Raw genomic sequence first — 23333 nt, 5'->3', positions numbered from 1 at the left:
CCTGTGAACTACGTGGATGGATGAGATGAAGACCAGCATCATTGAAGTTGGAGGCCTCCTTTCCGTTCTCAGCGCTCACGGGGTGGAGAAGCGCCTCACCAGCTTGCCCGGTGTCGTCAAGGCAGAGGTCAACTGTGTTTCGGGCAGCACGACTGTTGAGTACGACGACGCACTAACCAGCCTGAGTGAAATCAAGGCAAGGCTGGACGAGTGCGGCCATCATTGCCATGGCGAACTGGTGCCACGGCATACTTGCACCCCGGAAGACCCTCCGGCAGCCGTTGCGACGGGAGTTGATAGCAGGCCAGCCAGGACAGCAGCCAGGCTGGCAGCGCTCGGCAGACACGAGGACCATGTCCACGCGGCGAAAGCGCAGGCCCATGCGACACATGACCAGATGGCCCACGACATGGGACATGGCGCCGGCATGGACATGACCGGGATGGTTCGCGATATGCGAAACCGCTTCTGGATTTGCCTGGTCTTTACGATTCCCATCTTTCTCTACGCGCCGATGGGGATGCAGATTCCCATGCCAGCTCCGCCGTTCGGCCTGGGCATGAACCAGTGGCTGTTCCTGCTGGCGAGCGCAGCCATCCTGTACCCGAGTTGGCCCTTCTTCGTGTCTGCGTGGCGCGCCCTCCAGGACGGAACGCTCAACATGGCCACGCTGGTTGTCCTTTCCGTCGGAACGGGCTATCTGTTCAGCGTCGGGGCGACTTTTTTCTTTACCGGGGAGCAGTTCTATGAAGCCTCGGCCGTCCTGCTGGTATTTATCCTGCTGGGACACTGGCTGGAGATGCGAGCCCGTGCCGGTGCATCGGACGCTATCCGTTCACTGATGAACCTGGCTCCCCCCAAGGCTACGGTACTGCGTGACGGTCGAGAGGTGGGAATTCCGACTGCGGAAGTGAAGCTGGGGGACGTCGTCATCATCCGTCCAGGCAGCAAGATTCCGGCTGACGGTGAGGTCATCGACGGCAGCTCGCAAGTGGACGAATCGATGTTGACCGGCGAGTCTCTACCCGTGAGGAAGGGGCCGGGGGACAGCGTCATCGGCGCGACGATTAACAAGAGCGGCAGCTTTCGCTATCGGGCGACCAGAGTCGGAAGTGACACTGCACTGGCGCAAATCGTCAAGCTGGTGCAGGAGGCGCAGAACTCCAAAGCGCCAGCACAACTATTGGCCGACCGTGCCTCTCAATGGCTAGTGCTCGCGGCCCTTGCCATCGGCATCACAACGTTCGTCGTGTGGTACTGGTGGTTAGGCCAGACCGTTCTGTTCTCCCTGACGCTCACGATTACGGTCTTCGTCATCGCCTGCCCCGATGCGCTCGGGTTGGCGACTCCGATGGCGGTGATGGTTGGAACAGGCCTTGGCGCGATGAACGGCATTTTGTTCAAGAATGCCTCAGCCTTGGAGGAAGCGACCAAGCTGAATGTCGTTGTGTTCGACAAGACTGGCACCCTGACTATGGGGCAACCGGAGGTCGTGGAAATCTTCGCGCCGCCGGAAGTGGACGCGTACGCCATGCTCGGGCTGGCCGCCTCTGTCGAGCAAGCGTCGGAACACCCACTCGCCCAGGCCATCCTCAAACGTGCCGGTGCACTGGCGAGGCCCGTGGCCACCGGTTTCACAAATGTCGATGGCATGGGGGCCACAGCCGACATCGACGGGAAGCCCGCGCTCCTCGGTAATCGGAAGCTCATGGCTACTTACGGCGTAGATATGAACGGCCTTACTGAGAAGTCCGACCTGATGCAAGGAGCTGGCAGAACGGTCATTCATGTTGCGCATGGCGGCAGACTGATTGGCCTGATTGCCATCGCCGATGCTCCGAGACCGACCTCAGCTGCAGCAATCAAGAAGTTGCGCGAGCGCGGCGTGCAGGTGGCGATGCTGACGGGGGACAACAAGGCCACTGCCGAGCGCATTGCGGCTGACTTGGGCATTGAGTTAGTGCTGTCAGACGTGTTGCCTGGGCAAAAGGCTGAGAAGGTAAAGGAACTACAGGCACAGGGCAAGAAGGTTGGTATGGTGGGGGACGGTATCAATGACGCACCTGCGCTGACGCAGGCCGATGTCGGATTCGCCATTGGCGCTGGCACTGACGTGGCAATGGATAGCGCCGACATTGTTCTGATGAAGAGCGACCCGTTCGACGTGGTGGGAGCCATTGAGCTGTCGCGCGCTACGCTGCGTAAAATGCACCAGAACCTCTGGTGGGCGGTTGCCTACAACCTTATTGCCTTTCCGTTGGCCGCAGGTGTCCTATACCCATTCACCCTGAGTCCAGCGATTGCGGCAATTTCCATGTCCGGCAGCTCCGCACTGGTCGCAATCAATGCGCTGTTGCTCAAGCGTACGAAGCTGGCCGGTATCCGCGTCGCGTCGCAGTCGGTATCACCCACGGATGTACCGGCGCCTGTTGGTGGCTGAGCAGAGTTACATGGCCGAGAATACAGAACGCCACGTGGCCAGGTCATCGGGGAACGGAAGTGCCCGACGTCTGCCGGCGCATGCGAGGCATGCAAAAAAGCTCAGCCGGCTAGTTTTTCCAAGTTTCCTCGAATTTCTGGCGACGCGGGCGGACCAGGCAATTTATCCCTTCGTGGTCGGTGGGCTGGCCTTCGTCGCAACGCTCAGTATGTGTGTCCCCGTGGCCCCCCTGGTAGCGGCTTCGGTGCTGCTTAGCGCGCGGCGATGGAAGGCCCTCGCGTTGTGCGCCGCTGTCGGCAGCGGGGCTGCGGCGCTCGTGCTCTATGTGGTCTTCCACGATCTCGGCTGGGAGAAATTGCTTGGCTATCTCCCCGAACTCACACGCTCGGCCAGATGGGTGCAGATTGCAGCCTATACGGAGGACTATGGGCTCCTTGCATTGGTGGCAATCGCGGCGTCACCTCTGCCGCAAACACCGGCGCTCGTCTTCGTCGCGCTGGCAGAACTCTCTCCGCTGGCCGTGTTCGGCAGCATTCTCGGCGGAAAACTTGCGAAGTACGGTGTGGTTGCTTGGCTTGCCGCTCGCGCCAGAGACCCTCTGCAGGGTGAAATAGTAGAAATGATGACGTCAATGGGAAGGAATAAGGTGCCCCATGGCCGAAGACACGATTCGACGTAAGGGACGCCCGGCGCGCTCCTCCTCAGTTACTGTATCTTCTGAGATGCAGATGACCTCGCCCTTCACTGCTGAGACGCCGCATACGGCAATTGCGAGGGATATGGTCAACCGGTGGTGGGACTATGCGGCTGACGTTGCTCAGCACTGGACGCTCTTCGTCGACGTCCTGATGCAACGTGCCAACAATATGCTGGCGCACGAAGAGGCCGGTCTTCCGCCATTGCTGCATTTCGATTACGAAATGTTGCTCGATGGCAGAACGTTTGAGCGACCAGCCAACTATGCCTTGCTCCGCATCACTCGCTGTGGCACGGACCACCCGGAGGAGCGCGTACGTTCGCGCTTGCCGCAACGCCATGGGGCGCGGAGTGGCTGAAGTGGGCACATCCCATGCGCTGGACCTGCTATGCCTGGTCTGAGCGGTTCCAGCCCTGGCTTTCACCAATCGCAGCTATGGCGGACGAAGCAAGGTCGGCCCGCGTGGAATCGACGGAAGTGAACGAGTGGCGTTCTCGGCTCGTCGACGGCTGCCAGGGCGGAAGCGGGCAGCGCGAAGGCGATGGCAAGAGCCGTCCCTCTGCATGTCTGCCCGAGTTTCATTGGACAACCCCTCTGCTGGACAGAAGGGAGAGCTTCCATGACAGACCCCTCATCAAACGCCACAGCAGGAGCATGAGAACAACACGCGTGACAAAACGAAACACGGGCAAGCAACAACAACTATCTGGCTGCGGACTACAGTTTATCGAATGTCAGGCGGACCTCGAAGTGCCGCATCTAGCCTTCGCCCCGCCAACGGACCGGAGCTGTATGCCTCGGTTACTTGCCCATCATCCCACCCGGGCCCATCCCAGTGCCGGGACCCATGCCGCCGCCCATCATGCCTTGATTGTCCATCATCATTGGCATCACTTCCTGCATAAAGGCCATGTGCTGGCCCATCATGTCGTGACACATTTGCATCTGGGCCGGCGTGGCTTGGCCTTTTCCCTTGCTTGGACCAGCCATTCCCATTCCCATCATGTCCTTTTGCATGATGGACATGGCGTCCTGCATGACTTTGTTGCGTTCGGCCATTAGTGCCTGACGCTCTTCCGGTGTATTGGCTCGCGACAGCCGCTCGCGGATAGCACGAAGGTGGGCGACCTGTGCGTCGAGGTCAGCGTTTCCCGTGGCTTGGGGAGCAGCCGCCGGGGCGGCTGCCGGTGCGGGCTTCTTAACCGGCTTTTTGGCTTCCTCCTTCGGGTGGTGCTGCTCGTGCTCCGCGTCCGTCGATGGCGAGGCGGAGAAGACCGCAGGCGCCCAGGCAAGAGTGGCGGCGGCGAGGAGGATGGGAAGGCGGCGGATGTGGACCATGCTAAAGCTCCTCATGTCTAAGGAAGACAATTTACTATGGACTATGCGCCACGTGTGTGCCACCAAATTGACAGGAATCAACCAAAATCCTGCGTTCGACCGCTGGGCAACCGAGAGTATTTGGGACGACCGAGCTATCTCTTGTTGATTTGCACTGAATCCTGACCCACCCCCGGCAGGTTTTTGCATCGAATGTTGACTCACGTATAGAACACTTGCCCGCTTGGGAACGAGCGGGAGTTCGGAGTGATCGACGTGGCCATACTGAGCATCATTCGACGCTGGCATCTTCGCGACCAGATCCCGCTGCGCGAGATCGCCAGACGCCATGGCCTCGTCATCCACGGTGCGGCAGAACGTAGGCGGTATGACCGCTCTCCCAGCCACTACTGCCGTTCGGCTTGGATACGCCGAACGGCAGAGACGGGTCGGGAGCCGTCAAAGGCCGTCGCCGATCGTCGAGAGAAGAGCTGGCGGCGGAGATCGGCCAGAAGCGGCCGGCCGACATCCCGGGCCATCTGGGCACCGTGCTCGACCGAGGATGCGTTACAGTACCCAATGCCAAGCGTGGACATAGCCGCGAATCCAGATGAACAGTGTGCCCCTTACGGTCAAAGAGACAATAGCCCCGACGTTCTGGCGCGATGAAACGCTGCCGTTTATCGAGGCTCGTTCAATACAGGGCGGTCGCCAGGTTTGCTATGCAAAACACGCGCATGACACGTTCTCAATCGGTGCGATCACGGGCGGCCGCAGTACGTATCTCAACGGGAGAGTCCAGGAGCACGTGGGTGCCGGCGCAGTGGTGGTCATCAACCCGGAAGATGTCCACGCCTGCAATCCGATCGACAATCAGCCATGGTCGTATCGCATGTTCTATGTGAACGTTTCTTGGCTGATGGATCTTCAGCATGAACTCGGTTTCAGTCACAACTGCGGCTTTCGTGCGTTTTCGACCACCATGACGACTCGGCCTGACCTGTATGCTGGGTTGAATCGCCTATACGCCGTATGCACCGACGAGCACGCAGACCATCTGAAAAAGCATAGTGCGGCGCTCACCTTCTTTTCGGAAGTGCAGCAAACGCTGAGCCCGGCCCCTGCATTGACTGGGAGCCCGAATCGAAAGCTCGTCCGCGCGGCGGAATACATACGAGAAAACTGCACGCGCTCGCTCAAGCTGGCGGAGATCTGTGCAGCAGCAGATCTCTCTGCGTCCTATCTGATCCGCTCTTTTAAGGATCGCTACGGCATGACGCCTCACGCGTACCTTATCAATTGCCGTATCGAATACAGCCGGTCAGAGCTCAGGCGGGGGCGAGCCATCGCCGATGTCGCCATTGAAGCGGGATTCTCCGATCAGGCCCACCTGCAACGGACTTTCCGGCAATTTGTGGCGGCCACGCCTCGCCAGTATCGTGGTTGAGCCCCAGGGCGTGGCCGAGCCAGCCGCCTATGCCTGAAGCAGGTAGACGGCGCTGCCCGCAAGCAACAGCGCCATCAGGCGATTGAATAGCCGGACCCGCTTGGGATCGCTCAAGTATTGACGCAAAAATGATCCTGCATATGCCCAGCAGGCAATCGATCCATAGCAGATCACGAAATAGACTACCGTGAACTGCCAGACCAACATGCGGTCGCCGTTTGCTGCGTATGCCCCCATGCCCGCAAGGGATGCTAGCCATGCTTTCGGATTCAGCCACTGCATCGCTGCTCCGGAGAGCAACGACGGACCTTTTGTTGCCTCCTCCGCTCCGAGTCGCCCGTCATCGACGGCGAGCTTGTAGGCCATGTAAAACAGAAACGTTACCCCGGCCCACTGAATTGACTTCGTCAGATACGGCCAATGACTCTGGATTTCGTGTAATCCCAACCCGGTCAGCAAGAGCAACAACGTAAAACCAATGGTCGCTCCCGTAACATGCCGCATGCTGGCGCGTAGTCCATGCTGAGCGCCTGTACTCAACGCAACGATGTTGACGGGCCCGGGAGAAATCGATGCAGCCAGGGCAAAGGCGCTCATGGAAAGAAGATGGCTCATCTATTGCCTTCGATACGCTCGTTGAGAAATCACAGAGCCCGAAGGTATAGCGGGATGGGACCGCACGTATTGAAGAAAATTACCCTTTGCTTTCCGTAGACCGACCGCTTTTTGCAACTGTGGCAGTCCATTTCGGGTCGGTAGCCGCCATCCGGCATCGAGAGTGCCGCTGGTAGCTGGCCGAAACCTTGCACGACTCGCGCCAACTGAAGATTCGTTCCAGATCTCGGCCGCCCGGGACTCAGGTCGCTTCGACCGTGACCTCACGCAATGGCACCTTGAGCGACCGGCCATCTTCCAATCGAATAATGGCCTCAGGCGCTGCCTTCCTGCTGCCCGGCGCGATCGTCCAGCACCCTTGGACGGGGTCCCTACCCCGACTCACTAGCGCGAGCCGGCACTGCGGGCCTCTTTGCTTGTATTCAGGCGTCCGCATGTCCGCATGCCTTGGGCAAGCCGCACCTCCTCTGCGCCGTACCTTGTGACCAAGATGATCTCGGTGTCATCGTCGGTGATATCACTCAGCATCGAGGGCGGGCTTCGGCTGCCGCTTCCGCTGCCGCCGGCATGCCGGCGGGCCAGGCGAGATGGCGTGGCGCCGGGGAGCGCGGGAAGGCGCGGAGGTGGCCTATCCTTTCTGACAGGAATACCAATGATAATGGTCCGTATTAGTAACAAAAGCCGGAAACTTTTACCATGAAGACGACCGCGTGGCGGTGCCGCGCGCGCTTCGCGTGCTGCAATGCGGTGTGATTGCCAGCGCGGGATATGCTAAAAAGGCGGGCCGTGTGCGATGCGCGGGCGAGTACGACGGGACTCTCGCGTCCGGCACGGCCGGTATGGACTGGCGGATGCGGACGCCGACGCCCCGGGCAACAGGAGTTATGCATGTCGAGGAAGCGGAAATGACCCAGTCCTATGCACTGCAACACGCGCGGCGCGTCTCATCCGTGGTCGACCAGGCGTCATTCAACGAGGCTGCAGCGCAGGCGCGCCTGTTCCGCTCCTGGACCCGCTCGCTCAATACCTTCCGGCTGGACCCGGGCAATACGTCCGGCCCGCGCGTCATCAGCGCCGCGGAGCTGAAGGACAGGCGCAGCAGTGCCGAGGCCCTGCTGCGCTTCTCGAACCCGGTGGTGGAGCGGTTGCACGGCATTGTCGGCAAAGCGGGCTATTGCGTCCTGGTGGCCGACGCCGATGGCGCCCTGATCGATTTCCGTGGCCAGGAAGACCGCCGCAAGGAATACCGGCAGCATGGGCTGTATCACGGCCGCTATTTCACCGAGGACTCCGAAGGAACCAGCGGGGTGGCCTGCGTCCTGGCCGACAAGGAACCCATTACCGTCCACACCGAGGATCACTTCAGGGCCGCATTCACCTGCCTGACCTGTACCGCCGCGCCCATTATTTCGCCATCCGGCGAATTGACCGGCGTACTGGACGTATCGGCCGTGCGAAACAGCGAGAATCGCGACTCGCAGGAATTGATCTACGCCTGGGTATGCCAGGCGGCGGAGATGATCGAGAACGCCTGCCTGCTGCACGATACCAGCCATCTGTGGACGCTGTACCTGCACCGCAGCCAGGACTACCTGAGCCTGCACCCCGAATTGCTGATTGCATTCGACGATGCCGGAAACATCGTAGCGATGAACCGGCAGACAAAGAGCATGCTGAGCGCGCTATACACCGCGATACCGGCGAACGTCCAGCATCTGTTCGACCTGAATGCCGGACAGGTCATCGACCTGAACAATGGCATGGAGATGTTCCCGTTGCGGCTGACCCGCGGCGCAGGACGCTTCTTTGCAAGCCTGCGCCCGCCCCGCCAGGCCCTGCGCACGATTTCGCTGTCGCCGGAACACCCGGCCGCCGGGCACGCTCCCCGTGCTCTTGCCAGCGATCATCTGGTCATCGGCGACCCGCAATTCTCGTCGCATCTCGCCCGCGCGCTCAAGATCGTCGACCGGCGCATTCCCATGCTGCTGCAAGGCGAGACGGGAACAGGCAAGGAGGCGTTCGCGCTCGCCGTCCATCGCGGTTCGCTGCGTGCGTCGCAGGCATTTGTCGCCGTGAACTGCGCGGCGATCCCGGATACGCTGATCGAAAGCGAGCTGTTCGGTTACGCGGAAGGGGCATTCACCGGCGCCAAGCGCAAGGGGCTCAAGGGGAAGATACTCCAGGCGCACGGCGGCACCTTGTTCCTCGATGAGATCGGCGACATGGCTTTGCCGCTGCAGACCAGGCTGCTTCGCGTCCTGGCGGAGAGCGAGCTGGTACCGCTGGGCTCCGAGCAATCGGTGCGGGTCGACATCAACCTGATCTGCGCAACCCACAGGGACCTTGCGCGCATGGTCTCCGACGGTACCTTCCGGGAAGATCTCTACTATCGCCTGACCGGCGCGGTGTTCCGGCTGCCTCCCCTGCGCGATCGCTCCGACCTCGACGAGCTCGTCGATTTTTTCCTCGCGGAAGAAACCGAAGCGCACGGCAGCCGCCCGGCGCTGTCCGCCGAAGCGCTGGCATGCATCCGCCGCTATCGCTGGCCCGGCAACGTACGGCAGCTGCGCATGGCGTTGCGGTACGCATGCGCGCTGGCTGCGGCCCCCGGCGTCATTGCCGCCGAACATCTTCCCGATTATCTGCGCTGCGCCGCGGATGGCGCCATGGCGGCACCGCAGCCGGTTAGCCCGCCAGTCGCGCCACAGGCGTTCGACAGTGCCGGCCTGCGCCCCGGCGAGCATCTCGAACGGGAGCACATCGTGCAGATGCTCGCCTGCCATCACTGGCGCGTCAAGGAAACCGCCAAGGCCCTGGGCATGAGCCGCGCCACCATCTACCGCAAGATGGCCCGATACAAGATCGTCTATCCGGGTTCGGCATCCTTGCCGGGGTCTGCGCCCTCATCTCAGGCGGACGAGGCGGACTGAGGCACGGTGTCTCACCGGACCGAGCCAAGCCGTCTCATGCCGGCGGCCCGCAGCTCGCCGGGCCGTCGCCGGCATCTTGCTGTATCGCAGCGATAAACGCGCGCGGCCAGCGGTTCACCACGCCGGCGCCTGACGCAGCGCCACACTGCACCGCAGCATACCCAGCGCCTGCGTCGCCCGCCCTCGTGCGCTGTGCTCACTGGCATGGTTCATGCGATTTCCCTGCTGCACGAAGGCCATGCCAGGCATGAACCAGCGCCCCCCGCATGGCCTGCGTCGTCCCCCCCACAATTACGATGGAGACACAACCGTGAGCAACGAAGATTCGGTGCATCAGTCCAGCATGAAGGCCGCCGTATGGCGGGGTCGCCACGATGTGCGCGTCGAGGAAGTGCGCGTTCCGGACAAGCCCGCCGAGGGATGGGTAAAGATCCGCGTGCATTGGTGCGGCATCTGCGGGTCGGACTTGCATGAGTATGTCGCGGGGCCGGTCTTTATCCCGGTCGATCATCCCCACCCGCTCACCGGCCTGAAGGGGCAATGCATACTCGGTCACGAGTTCAGCGGCGAAATCGCGGAGCTGGGTGCAGGCGTCACCGGTTTCCAGGTCGGCGAACGCGTCACCGCGGACGCCTGCCAGCATTGCGGGAAATGCTATTACTGCACCCATGGCCTGTACAACATCTGCGAGAACCTCGCGTTCACCGGCCTGATGAACAATGGCGCATTCGCGGAATACGTCAACGTGCCGGCGGAGCTGCTCTACAAGCTGCCGGAGAACTTCCCGACCGAGGCAGGCGCGTTGATCGAGCCGCTGGCGGTAGGGCTTCATGCCGTGAAGAAAGCCGGCAACATCGTCGGCCAGACGGTGGTGGTGGTCGGCGCCGGCACCATCGGCCTGTGCACGATCATGTGCGCGAAGGCGGCCGGCGCAGGACGCATCATCGCGCTCGAAATGTCGTCGGCGCGCAAGAAGAAGGCGCTCGAAGTCGGTGCCAACGTCGTCATCGATCCCAAGGAGTGCGATGCGATCGCGGAGGTCAAGGCGCTGACCGGCGGCTATGGCGCGGACGTGTCCTTCGAGTGCATCGGCAACAAGGCCACGGCGAAGCTTGCCATCGACGTGATCCGCAAAGCCGGCAAATGCGTGATGGTGGGGATTTTCGAAGAACCCAGCGCGTTCAATTTCTTCGAGATCGTATCGACGGAGAAGGAAATCATCGGATCGCTCGCCTATAACGGCGAATTCGCCGACGTGATCCGCTTTATCGCCGATGGCCGCATCGACGTGCAGCCGCTCATCACAGGGCGGATCTCCCTCGCCGACATTGTGTCGCACGGCTTCGAAGAGCTCGTCAACAACAAGGACGGCAACGTCAAGATCATCGTCCAGCCGATTGCCAGCCGGCCGGCTTTGACAGCCTGACGCCCTCTCGCTCCGACGGGCCGCGTTGACCGACGCGGCCGCCCCCTCCCCATCCCACCGGTATGCGAGCCTGCGCGATGCACCATCGCGCATCGGGCATCGGGCAGCGCGCGCGCCTCGCGTGCCGGGCTTTCATCGTACTGGACATGCCGGTCATGGAACCCCTCAGCCCCAATATCGAAGCTCAAGACACACCAGCGCTCGCGCCTGCCGGATTCGCGCTGCGGCCATTGGCATTCTCCGTGGCCGTATTCCTGATCGTGCACGCCGTCAGCCTTGGCGTATGGCGCCTGTTCGCGGACCCCAGGCAGGCCGTCTGGCAGTATGCTCCCCAGCCGTTCGGCATGTACCTCTTCTGGGGCATCCTGGTGCTCGTTTTCATCGGTTTCAACTTCGGCATGGCCGGATTCTCGGCGTTGAGGCAGCCCCTCCGGGGCTGCCTCGCCACCATCGTGACGCTGGCGCTGTCCTTCGCCCTCCCCGCCGTACTCGTCTACGGCTACGGCGAACTCGATCCGGCATTCAGCGCCATCAACGGCGCCGGCTATGGCGCGGCCGGCCTGATCGTGCTGATCGGATTCTACGGCTTCGGCATACTGGCGACGGGCATGGCCGGATGGCCGTGGTCCGGCAGCGGCCTGAGCCCCGCGGCCAGCGGCCTTGCGCAACTCGCCGCCGGCGCCTGCCTCACCGGCCTGGGCTATTTCCTGCTGATCTACCCCGGCATATCGACCGCCACCACGCCGCATGCGATCCTGCTGCCGCTGCCGGTAGCGATCGGCTGGTTCTATTCGGTCATTGTGGCGTGGCTGGCGACGTTCCTGATCTTCGACAACTGGCCGTGGAGCCGGCTGAGCCGTAAAAGCCATATGGCACTTGCCGCGCTGGGCGGCAACATCCTGCTGGGCACGGCGCTCTATGCCGTGCATCTGGCCTTGCTCAGATGGGTGCTCATCCCGCCCGGCGCCGTCGAGAAGATCGGCGCGATGCTCCCAAGCTGGCCTGCGCAGCTGGGCGTATGGATCGCCTTCTGGCTGATCTTCTGGGCCAACGTCGCCGGCAACTGGCCCAACCGGTTCGGCGCCGGCACCAACCGGGCGATACGCGCCGCATCGTGCTGGGGACTTGGGCTGATCTCCTTCCTCGCCTATACGCGATGGTTCGCCGGTGCGGTGCTCCATGAAGCGGAGATCGTCCCCGGCTTTGGCGGCGATCCGCTTACGTGGGTCGATCTACTCAACTACGTCATGCTGATCTACGCGGTCTATTTCGAGTTCTACGGGCTCTCGAAAAAGACGGGCTGAAGCGCCCTCCACCGGCCTCATCGGCGCCCGGCGTGGCCTTGCCCTGCCCCGGCGGCGGCAGCCGCTTGCGGCGACAGATGTCCCGCCCGATGCGACATCTGTCTCGCCGCAAGGCGCGACAGATGTCTGCCGCGGGCCCGCCGGCAGGCCTGCCTTTTCCTCCCGCATCCCGCCTCCGGCAAGGCCTGGCGGGATGCGCCGCGCCGCGCGCCGCGCATCCCGGCCGCGCTGGCACCACTCTTGCGATCAAGGCTTGTCCGGCACCGCAGCCGGCCGCTGAAACGAAAGCAAGAGGAGACCCCGAATGGAACCCACCCCAAGCCATCTTCTGTGGATGTACGAGAAGATGATCGAGATCCGGCAATACGAAGAGACCATGGCCAAGGTCTACCTGGAAGGCAAGCTGCCGCCGAGGATCCAGAAAGGCCTGGCCTTCGATATCGGCGCCGGCCCGGTGCCGGGCGAGATGCATCTCTCGGCCGGGCAAGAGCCGGTGGCCGTGGGCGTATGCGCGCACTTGCGCCCGGAAGATACCGTGGTCGGCGCGCACCGCTCGCACCACTTCGCCATTGCCAAGGGCGTGCCGCTCGATGCCATGACCGCCGAGATGTTCGGCAAGGCCACCGGGCTCGGACGCGGCAAGGGCGGCCACATGCACCTGTTCCATCCCGAGACCAAGTTTTCCTGCAGCGGCATCGTCGGCGCGAGCTCCCCGCAGGCCTGTGGCGCCGCGCTGGCGGCGCGCAAGCTGGGCAAGGACTGGGTGGCCGTGTCCTTCTTTGGCGAAGGCGCGGCCAACCAGGGCTCGTTCCATGAGTCGCTCAATCTGGCCGCGCTGTGGAAGCTGCCGGTGGTGTTCGTCTGCGAGGACAACAAGTACGGCATCTCGGTGGAGAAATCCGCCTCCACCTCGGTGCCTTCCAACGACGTGCGCGCCGCCGGCTATGGCATGCCTGGCGTGCTGGTGGAGCGCAACGACGCCGTCGCGGTGTACCGCGCCGCCGGCGAGGCCGTGGCACGGGCGCGCCGCGGCGAAGGCCCCACCCTGATCGAAGTCAAGACCGACCGCTATCTCGGCCACTTCCAGGGCGACCCGGAAACCTACCGCCCGCGCGACGAAGCCAAGACCCTGCGCAGCGCCGACCCGATCCACGCACTGGGCACTTCGCTGCGCGCCAGCGGCCTGCTCGACGACGCCGCCGAAGCCGCCTTGCGCCAGAGCGTCTCGGACCGCATCGAGGCCGCCTATGCGTTCGGCCGCAACAGCCCCTACCCCGCGCCCGCAGAAGCGCTGCAACACGTCTTCGTCCAGTAAGACCCGCACCCGCATAAACAGGAGACCAGCATGCAAACCGCACAGAGCGCGTCCCATGGCACGCGCACGCTCACCATGGCCCAGGCCATCGCCGAAGCCATCGGCCAGGAAATGGAGCGCGACTCGCGCGTCTTCGTGATGGGCGAGGACATCGGCAAGTACGGCGGCATCTTCAGCGCCACCACCGGCCTGCTGGACCGCTTCGGGCCGGATCGCATCATGGATACGCCGATCTCGGAGACCGCCTTCATGGGCGCGGCCATCGGCGCCGCCGCGGAAGGATTGCGCCCGATCGCGGAACTGATGTTCGTGGATTTCTTCGGCGTGTGCTTCGACCAGATCTACAACCACCTCGCCAAGAACACCTATATGTCCGGCGGGCGCGTGGGCCTGCCGGCGGTGGTGATGACCGGCATCGGCGGCGGCTACAACGATGCCGCCCAGCATTCGCAATGCCTGTATGCCAGCTTTGCCCACATGCCCGGCATGAAGGTGGTGGTACCGTCCAACGCGTACGACGCCAAGGGCCTGATGACTCAGGCCATCCGCGACGACAATCCGGTCGTGTTCTGCTACCACAAGGGCATCATGGGCCTGTCGTGGATGTCCTACTTCGAAGGCAGTACCAATGCCGTGCCGGAGCAAGCCTACACCATTCCCTTCGGGCAGGCACGGGTGGCCCGCAGCGGCCGCGACGTGACCATCGTCACGCTCTCGCAGATGGTGCAGAAATCGCTGCTGGCGGCCGAGCAGCTGGCGGCCGAAGGCATCGATGCGGAGGTGATCGACCTGCGCACCATCGTCCCGCTCGACCGCGAGACGGTGCTGCGCTCGGTGGCCAAGACCGGCCGCCTGCTGGTGGCCGACGAAGATTACCTGAGCTTCGGCCTGTCCGGCGAGATTGCCGCCGTCGTGGCGGAAAACCTCGACAGCGTGGCGCTGCGCGCGCCGGTGCGGCGCCTGGCGGTGCCAGACGTGCCCATCCCCTTCTCGCGCCCGCTCGAGCAATTCGTGATTCCTCAGGTCGACACCATAGCCGCGCAGGTCCGCGCCCTGGTGCAGGACCGCCCCCTTTCCTATCAACTGAAGCGAGAAGCAGCATGACCGACGTAACGATGGCCGACACCGTCTGGCAGGACGTGGAAGACGGCACCGAAGCCCTGTTGCAGGAATGGCTGGTCAAGCCCGGCGATGCGGTCAGCGCGGGCCAGCCGCTGGGCGTGGCCGAGCTGGTCAAGACTACCCATGAAATCGTCGCGCCCGTGGACGGCATCGTCGCCGCGCTGGCAGTGGCGGCGCAGGACACGTTCGGACGCGGCGCCGTGCTCGCCCGGCTGGAGCCGAGATCATGAGCCACAGTCTCGCTTCCGTGCTGAGCGGGCCGGGCGCCGCGGCAACGGCCGACGCCGGCGACCGCCTCATGCTGCCCCTGACAGGCATGCGTGGCGCCATCGCCCGCAATATGAGCGCCGGCTGGGCCGTGCCGCGGGTGGCGCATTCGGTCGAGGTGGACGTGACCCTGCTGGAACTGGCGCGCCACACCATGCAGAAAAACGTGGGGCCCGAGTGCAAGATCACCCTGACGGCCTTCGTGCTGCGCGCCGTGGCGCTGACCCTGCGTCAGCATCCGCGCCTGAACGCGCGTGTGCTGGAGAAGGAGATCGAGCTGATGCCGAACATCAACCTCGGCCTCGCGGTCAGCCTCGACGAGGGCCTGATGGTGCCGGTGCTGCGCGACGTGGATACCAGGACGGTGGCGGAAATCGCGGCGGAGAGCCGCGCCCTGGCCGCCGGCGCGCGCGCCGGGACGCTGCCGGCCGGCGCCTACCAGCGCGGCACCTTCACCGTGACCAACCTGGGCATGACCGGCATCGACAGCTTCACGCCCATCCTCAATGTGCCGCAGGCCGCCATCCTCGGCGTGACGCGCGTGGCCAAGCGGGCCGTGGTCAAGGACGACTGGATCGCGGTGGCGCCGATGATGGGCCTGCACCTCGTGTTCGACCACCGCGCGGTGGACGGCTATCCGGCCGCGCGCTTCCTGACCGACCTCAAGACGCGGCTGGAAACCGTGGAAGGCCTGTGATGCTCGCCCCCGCCTTCCTCGCCAGCGGCGCAGGCTGCACCGAAGAACAAGCCTGGAACCGGGCCCGCCTGGCGGAGCCGGTGCTGCGCCCGGCCGTGCGCCTGTGGACCTATGCCGCGCCAGGCATCGTGCTGGGCTGCGCGCAGTCATCCATGCGCGAGCGCCTGACCGGCTGCGCCACCCCGGTCGCGCAGCGGGACTCGGGCGGCGGCGCCGTGCTGACCGGTCCTTGGATGCTGTCGGCTTCGATCGTGCTGCCCGCCGGCCACGCGCTGGTCGGCACCGGTACGGTGTCGAGCTACCGCTGGCTGGGCGTGCTGCACGCCGGGCTGCTGCGCGATCTCGGCATTGCAGCCTACGCGGTGCCGCCGGAGGAAGTGCGGCTGGCCCCGCCGGCGGATACGCTGAAGTGGGCGTGCTTCGGTGGGCTCTCGCCCTGGGAGGTAGTGGTGGGCCAGCGCAAGATCGTCGGCCTGGCGCAGGTGCGCCGGCGTACCGGCGTGCTGCTCACCTCCGGCACGCTGATCGCAGCGCCCGATTGGCCGCTGCTATGCGCCGCGCTCGGCGGCGATCCCGCCGATGCCGACCGCCTGCGCGCCTGCACCACGTCCTGCGCCGAACAACTCGGCACGCCGTTGATGGCCACGGTGCTGGCCGAGCGGCTGCACCACATGCTGATCGACGTGCTCGGCGAGCCCTGCCACGGCCGCCCCAGGGCACGCCCGGCGCCGGCCTTCGGCCCGCCGCACGCCGTGCCCAGCCCGTGCTGAATGGCACCGCCCCACAAGCCGCGACAAAGCGGCGGGAGGTGGCCGCCGGCAACAAGCAATGAGCGGGACAAGGAGCGGACAACGTCCGCGCCGCGGTCCCACAACGAATGGAGACAAAACAGATGAAATCCCCGCAACCTGCCGGCCCCGGCGCCGGCACCACCATGCGTACCCTGCGCAAGCAGCCCACCGTCTCGCGCCGGGGCTTCCTGCGCGGCGGCGGCCTTGCCGCGATCGGCGTGACAGTCACGCCGGCGGCGCTGGCCCAGCCGCCGCGCGAAGCCATGACGGCGCCGTTCCGCGCGCTTGGCCCGGCCACCGCGCGCACGCTGGTAGCCATGTCGCGCGACATCTTCCCCCACGACAAACTGTCCGACCGCTACTACGTCGATGCCATCGCCCCGCTGGAGAAATCCGCCGCCGGCGACAAGGCCACGCGCGCCCTGCTGCAGCAGGGCGTCGCCGCGCTGGATGCGGCGGCACGCGAACGCTTCGGCCGTCCCTACGGCGAACTCGCCAGGGAAGGCGACCGCGTCGCGCTGCTGCAAGCCATCGAGACCACGCCCTTCTTCCAGAAGGTGCGCGGCGAACTGGTCACCGGCCTCTACAACAACAAAGCAGTGTGGCCCCTGCTGGGGTACGAGGGTTCATCCTGGGAGAAAGGCGGCTACCTGCACCGCGGCTTCGACGATATCGACTGGCTCTGAGCCGCCGGCACCGGCATTCCCCCCGACAAGAAGCCGCCCGGGCTGCGGCAAGCCCCCCGGAGCGGCGCATGGAGACAAGCATGGCAACGAAGTTCGACCTCAAAGACGACAGCGTGGTCGTCATCATCGGTTCCGGCGCGGGCGGCGGCACGCTCGCCAACGAACTGGCCCAGCGCGGCATACGCAGCGTGATCCTCGAAGCCGGCAAGCACTTTACGCAGGCCGATTTCGAGAACGACGAGTGGGAGATGTTCAACAAGATCTCGTGGCTGGACAAGCGCATCTCGGCCGGCGGCTGGCATCACACCAAGACCTACCCCAACCTGCCGGCCTGGATCGTCAAGGCCGTGGGCGGCTCCACGGTGCACTGGTCCGGCGTGGCGCTGCGCTTCATGCCGCACGACTTCCACAACCGCAGCACCTATGGTGCGGTGAAAGACGCCAACCTGATCGACTGGCCCATCACCTACGACGAACTCGCGCCGTTCTACGATCGCGCCGAGAAGAAGATGGGCGTGACCACCACCGCCGCCTCCGGCCTGCCGGCGCTGCCGGAAAACAACCACTACAAGGTGCTGGCGGCCGGCGCGCACAAGATCGGCTACAAGGAGATCGTGCGGCCGATGGCGGTCAACTCGCAACCCTATGACGGCCGCCCGGGCTGCATGCAGATCGGCTTCTGCATGCAGGGATGCAAGATCGGCGCCAAATGGTCCACCCTCTACACCGAGGTGCCGCGTGCCGTGGCCACCGGCAAGGCGGAATTGCGGCCGCAATCCATGGTGCTGCAGATCGAGCACGACGCCGCCGGCAAGGTCACCGGCGTGCTCTATGCCGACGAGCACGGCCGGCGCCAGTTCCAGCGCGCGCGCGTCGTCTGCGTGGCCGGCAACTCGATCGAATCGCCGCGTCTGCTGCTGAACTCGGCCAGCAGCAAGTTCCCGCAGGGGCTGGCCAATTCTTCCGGCCAGGTTGGCCGCAACTACCTGAACCACACCACCGCGGCAGCCGTGGCGATCCATCGCAAGCCGGTCTATATGTACCGCGGCACCGCGCTGGCGGCGGTGGTCTCGGACGAAGCCCGGCTCGACACGAAGCGGGGCTTCTTCGGCGGCTATCACCTGGAAGGACTGGCGCTGGGCCTGCCCTTCACCGCCGCCTTCATGAAGCCGGGCGGCTGGGGCCGCGAAGTCTCCTCGGCACTGGAAATGTACGACCACATGAGCTGTGTCTGGGTCTGCGGCGAAGACCTGGCGCAGGAGCGCAACAGCATCACCCTGCACGCCACCGAGAAGGACCAGTACGGCCTGCCGGTGCCGATCGTGAGCAAGACCGACCACCCCAACGATGCCGCCGTGCGCGCCCATGGGCTGGCCCAGTTCCGCAAGATGTCGGAGGCGGTCGGCGCCACCCGCGTGATCGACATGCCCCCCTACCCCGCCAGCCACAATATGGGCACCAACCGCATGAGCGCCAAGGCCAGCGACGGCGTGGTCAACCGCTGGGGCCAGAGCCACGACATCCCTAACCTGTTCGTCTCCGACGGCAGCCAGTTCGCTTCCAGTTCGGCGTCCAACCCCACCCTGACCATCGTGGCGCTGGCGATCCGCCAGGCCGAGTACATCGCCGGCGCGCTGCAACGGCGCGAACTCTGAGCCGCGCCGGGTGGCCGCCCGCCGCATTGCGGCAGGCGGCCAAATCGATTAGCGTAGAGCCAGCGCTGGGCCGGGCATCCGATCGCCGCCAGCCCCCCACATGAACCGCCCAAGGAGACAACCGTGCTGCAACAAGCACACCGGGCACATATCGAGCGCCTGCTCGCCTTTGCGCAGCAGCCCGGCGCGGCCGAGGGCACGATAGAGCGTTCCTGGCTGCGCTGCTTCAACGACTATGGCCTCGACCCGAGCCGGCCGGTGCCTGCGTATATCGTGGAGGCGCAGCGCCTGCGCGAACACAAGGACCAGATCGAGGATTTTCTCGGCGTGGCGCGTACCGGCATGGAGCAGCTCTACAAGCGCGTCTCCGCCCTCGACTGCGTGCTGCTGCTGACCGACGCCCACGGCGTGACCGTGGACTTCATCGGCAACGACCACCGGGACCACGAGCTCAAGCGCGCCGGGCTCTACCTCGGCGCGGACTGGAGCGAGCCGCGCGCCGGCACCTGCGCGGTGGGCACCTGCATTGTCGAGCAGGCGCCGGTGACCTGCCACCAGACCGACCACTTCGACGTGTCCCATATCACGCTCACGTGCAACAGCGCGCCGCTGTTCGATCCCACCGGCGGCTTCCTGGGCGTGCTCGACGTCTCCGCGCTGAGCGCTCCGGCGCCGCGCGAAGGACAGCACCTGGCGCTGCAGATGACCACCATGTATGCGCAGATGATCGAGGACGCCAACTTCCTGCGCTACTTCCGCGACCAATGGATCCTGCGGCTGGGCTCGACCTGGTCGCTGGTGGACGTGGACAGCGAGATCATGGTCGCCTTCGACGCCGACGGCGTCATCCGGGGCATCAACAGCGGAGGCCGGCGCAGGCTGCGGCTGGCCGACGCCGCCGAAGGACACGGCGGCAAGCCCCTGGATCTGCGCGGCCACCTGCTCACCGAAGTCTTCCGCGAAGACATGAGCGAGCTCTGGCGCATCGCCCACGCCGGCATGTCGTCCGAGCGCACCGCGGTGCGCACCCATGACCACGGCTTGTACTACGCCACCGCCATCGCGCCGCGCGGCGCGCCGGGCCGGCCCTCGGCGCCCGGGGCCCAGCCGGCGCTGCCGAGCGCGGAGGCAAGCGCCGCGCTGGACGCGCTCGGAGCGGGCGACCCGCAGATGCAGCGGCTGATCCTGCAGGCCAAGCGGCTTGCCAACAAGCCGCTCAATATCCTGGTGCATGGCGAAACCGGCACCGGCAAGGAAGTCCTGGCCAAGGCGCTGCACGCCGCCAGCGAGCGCCGCGGCAAATCCTTCGTCGCGGTCAACTGCGCCGCCATTCCCGAATCGCTGATCGAGAGCGAGTTGTTCGGCTATTCGCCGGGCACCTTCACCGGTGCGCGCAGCAAAGGCATGCGCGGCCTGATTGCGCAATCCGACGGCGGCACGCTGTTCCTCGACGAAATCGGCGATATGCCGCTGCACCTGCAAAGCCGGCTGCTGCGCGTGCTGTCCGAACGCGAAGTGATGCCGCTGGGCGCGGAGAAACCCATCCCGGTAGACCTGCGCGTGATCGCCGCCTCGCATCGCGACCTGCGCCAGCTGATCGCCGAACAATGCTTCCGCGAAGACCTCTACTATCGCCTGTGCGGCGCCACCTTGCACCTGCCGGCCCTGCGCGAGCGGCGCGACAAGGACTACCTGATCGCGCGCATCGCCGCAGAAGAGGGCCAGCAGCTGGACATGCGGGCCGAACTGGCGCCCGCCACGCTGGCCCTGCTCCGCGCCTACACCTGGCAGGGCAATGTGCGGCAATTGCGCAATGTGCTGCGCTTCGCGCTGGCCATGAGCGACAACGGCTTCATCGACACCGACGCACTACCGCCCGAGATCCTTGAGGGCACGCAGGAAAACCCGGCAGAAGCCGCGCCGGCGGCCACGCGGCCGCTTCCCGGCAACGAACGCGAGGTCCTGCTGGCGGCATTGCGGCGGAACAAATGGCGCATTACGCAGGTTGCGGTTCAGCTGGGGATCGCGCGGGCGACGGTCTATCGGCAGATGGAGCGATATGGGATAGTTGCGCCCAATCAGCAGTGATATATTTTCAAGCTATTTTTATTTATTTTTTGTTTCATTTTTAAATTATTATGGACCTGATTTATGGCTGCAGGGACCTGACCAGCCGCTGAAGTACTCGCCGCGCAAGCGGTGAGGCCTCTCCCGCAAGGCTTGCGAGTCCACTATGTTTCACAATCCGGAAGCTGAGCGTCACAGCATCGACTTTTTCCGCATTTTTCGCCCATTTCCGGACTCATTACCGCGATCACTGGAACTGCGGACGGATTTCTCCCAGCGAGCGCATGCGCACGAGGTTGTAGGCGGCCATGCTCAGCACAAACATCTGATCGACTTTCTTCAGGCCGCGCACCATCACCTGACGCATGCGCCCCACGGTCTTGATCCAGCCAAAGCCCTGTTCGATCAGCTTGCGCCTTTGTTGCGAGACCGCATGCCCGGCGCCGCAACCACTGTCAGATTAGGACTAGTCTTTCACACGTCAATGTCCGTTTTCGATCCGCAAACGACGAGCCGACTGCGGAGCTTGAGCAGCTTAAGCCCTTCCTCCAGATTGCTGCGCAGACGCCCGAACGTCCATCGCTAACAGCGTCCCTTCGTTGGACCGTGCCATCTGGCGCCCCGAGGATCAAGCCCGACGCTTCTATAGATCAGCAGTTATCCGACCCGATGCTGGGGCCGGAGCAGGGCCTTGGCCGCCTCGGCAGACGACGCGCCCCACGCTCTCGACGTCCGTGCTGGCGAGCCGATATCCCACATTCCAGTGTCAAGAGCCGGTCAGGAAGGGAGCCAATCGCGCCGGCCTGCTCAGTCGCGAGACTGAGCAGGCCATACTCTGACAGCGTTTCCAGAGTTCGACATCCCTGGACATCTCCGCCCTCCCCATCCACTCGGACCACGGCGCTATTCATAACATTCAATTCATTGTCCCCACCTTAGAGTGCCCCCGACGCCCGGGGGATAAAGAAATGCTTCACCCCAATATAGAGTGACAGCCGCAACGTCAACCAACCCGTTGCTTATTCCGTCAGGGTATAGGGTCCCACACCTATACCCTTTTTTTGCGCTCAATTGATAATAAAAATGATAATTCATATCATTCTTCTTCCCATCCATCCTGATTGACCTTTCACGGCGCCGGCTCAATTGCCATCGGCATGGCATCGGGCCAGGAGACACAGCACCGGACGGATGGGCGCACCGCATCGCTTCAGGCTGGGCGAAGGCAGCAGAACATGCCACCTGCTCTCGCGCAATACGCTTCGGTTGCCTCTAGTCCAAAAAGACTACTTGAGCTTTTGACCCCATTACCTACGCTAAAGCCCGCCATGCGCTCGCCACGACAGACGGCCTGCGCAGAAGAGCAAATCAATGCCACTAAAACAAAACTGGGGTCATCGATATGACGGAACACATGCCCGGATCGCCTGGATGCGATAGTCGGCGCCATCTCTAAAGCCTCGGCTGCCGCCGGGCTTCCTGTTCTGCATCCACTGCTGGCGCCATCCGCCAAGGCTGCCCGACGCTTCATTGCATCGCCTTTGCCATCCCGAACAGCCGGCAGGACTCAGGCCGACCTCAGAAAAGGCAATCATCCAATGCAAGACGACACACCAGAGCATCAGCGGCTTGCCCTCGATTTCCATCAGCGCCATCTCAACTGGCTCCGCCTGGCAATCCGGCGTTATCGAGAACGGGATCCCGTGGCAAGCGTGACGCTGTCCGAGCCATACCGGGCGGGCTGGATCGAGTGGGAAGGCCAGACTTACTACTATGTTTGCGGCGTCGATGCACAGAGCATGCTCCGACTCGGCCAGGTTTTCTGCGCGGCTGCCCCGGGTACGCTCGCCCTGGTCGACCCGATAGCCTATCCCCCGCCGATCCTGGGTCTGTTTGCGCTGGGTCCCCCGTCCCTCTATTTCCGCTCAGCAAGGGAGCGGTCGCTCGACGCCGGCCCGGATCCGTCCGCCGGCCTGTCTGCCACGCATGGTATCTAGCAGCCACGACTCGTGGGGTTCGGGGTTCGGACCCCGGGCGCCATCTTCATCCGCTTCCGCCGCCCAGCGGCAGGTGTGACTGGACGATCTGCTGCTGAAGGAGAAGGCCATGCGCGCGGGCAGAATTGACGCCGGTCTGTTAACGGACTGTATCCAGTCCATCATTGCTATCCACAGGAGCCATGCAATGCGAATCGCGGATCACGTCAAACCGATCAGCTATCTCAAAAGCGAAGCGGCACAGATCGTCAAGGACCTCGCTGAGTCCGGTGAGCCATTGATCATCACCCAAAACGGTGAGGCCAAGCTCGTTGTGCAAGACGTGCGCAGCTATGAAACCGGCCGGCAGACGTTGGCGCTGCTGAAGATTCTGGCTCTTGGGCAAAAGCAGATCGAGCAGGAGATGTTTTCCGACATCGATGATGTGTTTGCCGAACTGGATGAACTGGATCGGCAAGAAGAGCGGCGCTGATGGCCCGGGCGGCCGACTACGCATCCCTCCCGCAAAGCAGCATCAGAGTCACGCAATCCACTTTGTATCCTAAAGAACACCTGGAAAG

General features: G+C 64.0%; 18 protein-coding genes and 2 pseudogenes. 17 read left to right on the top strand and 3 right to left on the bottom strand.

The features are described 5' to 3' along the window. The first annotated feature begins 25 nt into the window (after positions 1 to 25). The 3 genes and pseudogenes from BKK81_RS28085 to BKK81_RS37125 all read left to right on the top strand — a co-directional run. Entirely contained in the window at positions 26 to 2440 is a 2415-nt protein-coding gene (locus BKK81_RS28085; protein WP_071022484.1) for a heavy metal translocating P-type ATPase, read from the top strand. A 10-nt stretch (positions 2441 to 2450) separates the two neighbouring features. Then, entirely contained in the window at positions 2451 to 3119 is a 669-nt protein-coding gene (locus tag BKK81_RS35710) for a hypothetical protein (RefSeq protein WP_156811469.1), read from the top strand. 118 nt (positions 3120 to 3237) lie between these two features. Further along, positions 3238 to 3447, top strand: a pseudogene (locus tag BKK81_RS37125) (DUF3141 domain-containing protein); the annotation flags it as partial. 491 nt (positions 3448 to 3938) lie between these two features. On the opposite strand, the gene BKK81_RS28070 reads toward BKK81_RS37125, so the two are convergent. Then, positions 3939 to 4475, bottom strand: coding sequence for a hypothetical protein (locus BKK81_RS28070; RefSeq protein ID WP_071019698.1), 537 nt, complete (start codon positions 4473 to 4475; stop codon positions 3939 to 3941). A 589-nt stretch (positions 4476 to 5064) separates the two neighbouring features. Here BKK81_RS28070 and BKK81_RS34675 point away from each other — a divergent pair. Continuing rightward, positions 5065 to 5901, top strand: coding sequence for a helix-turn-helix transcriptional regulator (locus BKK81_RS34675; RefSeq protein ID WP_071040060.1), 837 nt, complete (start codon positions 5065 to 5067; stop codon positions 5899 to 5901). 27 nt (positions 5902 to 5928) lie between these two features. On the opposite strand, the gene BKK81_RS28065 is transcribed toward BKK81_RS34675, so the two are convergent. Beyond that, the gene (locus BKK81_RS28065; protein WP_071019695.1) at positions 5929 to 6516 is read right to left on the bottom strand and encodes a LysE family translocator; all 588 of its coding nucleotides are present in this window, start codon (positions 6514 to 6516) and stop codon (positions 5929 to 5931) included. Between the two features lie 905 nt (positions 6517 to 7421). Here BKK81_RS28065 and BKK81_RS28060 point away from each other — a divergent pair. The 11 genes from BKK81_RS28060 (at position 7422) to BKK81_RS28010 (ending at position 20797) form a co-directional block, all read left to right on the top strand. Further along, positions 7422 to 9446, top strand: coding sequence for a sigma-54-dependent Fis family transcriptional regulator (locus tag BKK81_RS28060; protein ID WP_197523991.1), 2025 nt, complete (start codon positions 7422 to 7424; stop codon positions 9444 to 9446). 343 nt (positions 9447 to 9789) lie between these two features. Continuing rightward, complete coding sequence (locus tag BKK81_RS28055; RefSeq protein ID WP_071022476.1) at positions 9790 to 10872, top strand: 2,3-butanediol dehydrogenase; 1083 nt, start codon at positions 9790 to 9792, stop codon at positions 10870 to 10872. A 77-nt stretch (positions 10873 to 10949) separates the two neighbouring features. Beyond that, positions 10950 to 12176, top strand: a complete 1227-nt coding sequence (locus BKK81_RS28050; RefSeq protein WP_231908112.1) for a hypothetical protein — start codon at positions 10950 to 10952, stop codon at positions 12174 to 12176. 304 nt (positions 12177 to 12480) lie between these two features. Further along, positions 12481 to 13491, top strand: coding sequence for a thiamine pyrophosphate-dependent dehydrogenase E1 component subunit alpha (locus BKK81_RS28045; protein ID WP_071019690.1), 1011 nt, complete (start codon positions 12481 to 12483; stop codon positions 13489 to 13491). Positions 13492 to 13521: 30 nt separating this feature from the next. Then, the gene (locus BKK81_RS28040) at positions 13522 to 14595 is read left to right on the top strand and encodes an alpha-ketoacid dehydrogenase subunit beta (RefSeq protein WP_071019689.1); all 1074 of its coding nucleotides are present in this window, start codon (positions 13522 to 13524) and stop codon (positions 14593 to 14595) included. Continuing rightward, on the top strand, positions 14592 to 14843 hold the full coding sequence (locus tag BKK81_RS28035) for a lipoyl domain-containing protein (RefSeq protein WP_071019686.1): 252 nt from the start codon (positions 14592 to 14594) through the stop codon (positions 14841 to 14843). Before BKK81_RS28040 ends, BKK81_RS28035 begins: the two co-directional genes overlap by 4 nt. Next, positions 14840 to 15577, top strand: a complete 738-nt coding sequence (locus BKK81_RS28030) for a 2-oxo acid dehydrogenase subunit E2 (protein ID WP_071019685.1) — start codon at positions 14840 to 14842, stop codon at positions 15575 to 15577. The genes BKK81_RS28035 and BKK81_RS28030 overlap by 4 nt, the downstream gene beginning before the upstream one ends. After that, on the top strand, positions 15577 to 16347 hold the full coding sequence (locus BKK81_RS28025) for a lipoate--protein ligase family protein (protein ID WP_071019682.1): 771 nt from the start codon (positions 15577 to 15579) through the stop codon (positions 16345 to 16347). The genes BKK81_RS28030 and BKK81_RS28025 overlap by 1 nt, the downstream gene beginning before the upstream one ends. Positions 16348 to 16469: 122 nt before the next feature. Continuing rightward, positions 16470 to 17054 (top strand): gluconate 2-dehydrogenase subunit 3 family protein, encoded by a 585-nt coding sequence (locus BKK81_RS28020; RefSeq protein WP_197523990.1) that lies wholly within the window; start codon positions 16470 to 16472, stop codon positions 17052 to 17054. 80 nt (positions 17055 to 17134) lie between these two features. Beyond that, positions 17135 to 18709 (top strand): GMC family oxidoreductase, encoded by a 1575-nt coding sequence (locus BKK81_RS28015; RefSeq protein ID WP_071019680.1) that lies wholly within the window; start codon positions 17135 to 17137, stop codon positions 18707 to 18709. Positions 18710 to 18832: 123 nt separating this feature from the next. Further along, on the top strand, positions 18833 to 20797 hold the full coding sequence (locus BKK81_RS28010; protein ID WP_071019678.1) for a sigma-54-dependent Fis family transcriptional regulator: 1965 nt from the start codon (positions 18833 to 18835) through the stop codon (positions 20795 to 20797). Between the two features lie 226 nt (positions 20798 to 21023). Here BKK81_RS28010 and BKK81_RS28005 read toward each other — a convergent pair. Next, positions 21024 to 21215: pseudogene (locus BKK81_RS28005) on the bottom strand (transposase); the annotation flags it as partial. A gap of 1159 nt (positions 21216 to 22374) precedes the next feature. Between BKK81_RS28005 and BKK81_RS28000 the strand changes: the two are divergent. Continuing rightward, positions 22375 to 22773, top strand: coding sequence for a hypothetical protein (locus BKK81_RS28000; protein ID WP_071019675.1), 399 nt, complete (start codon positions 22375 to 22377; stop codon positions 22771 to 22773). Positions 22774 to 22960: 187 nt separating this feature from the next. Then, positions 22961 to 23245 (top strand): type II toxin-antitoxin system Phd/YefM family antitoxin, encoded by a 285-nt coding sequence (locus BKK81_RS27995; protein ID WP_071022466.1) that lies wholly within the window; start codon positions 22961 to 22963, stop codon positions 23243 to 23245. Positions 23246 to 23333: the final 88 nt, after the last annotated feature.

It is taken from the genome of Cupriavidus sp. USMAHM13 (assembly GCF_001854285.1).
Taxonomy (GTDB): domain Bacteria; phylum Pseudomonadota; class Gammaproteobacteria; order Burkholderiales; family Burkholderiaceae; genus Cupriavidus; species Cupriavidus malaysiensis.
The sequence above is the reverse complement of the archived record's forward strand: the minus strand, read 5'-3'. Positions and strand labels throughout refer to the sequence as shown.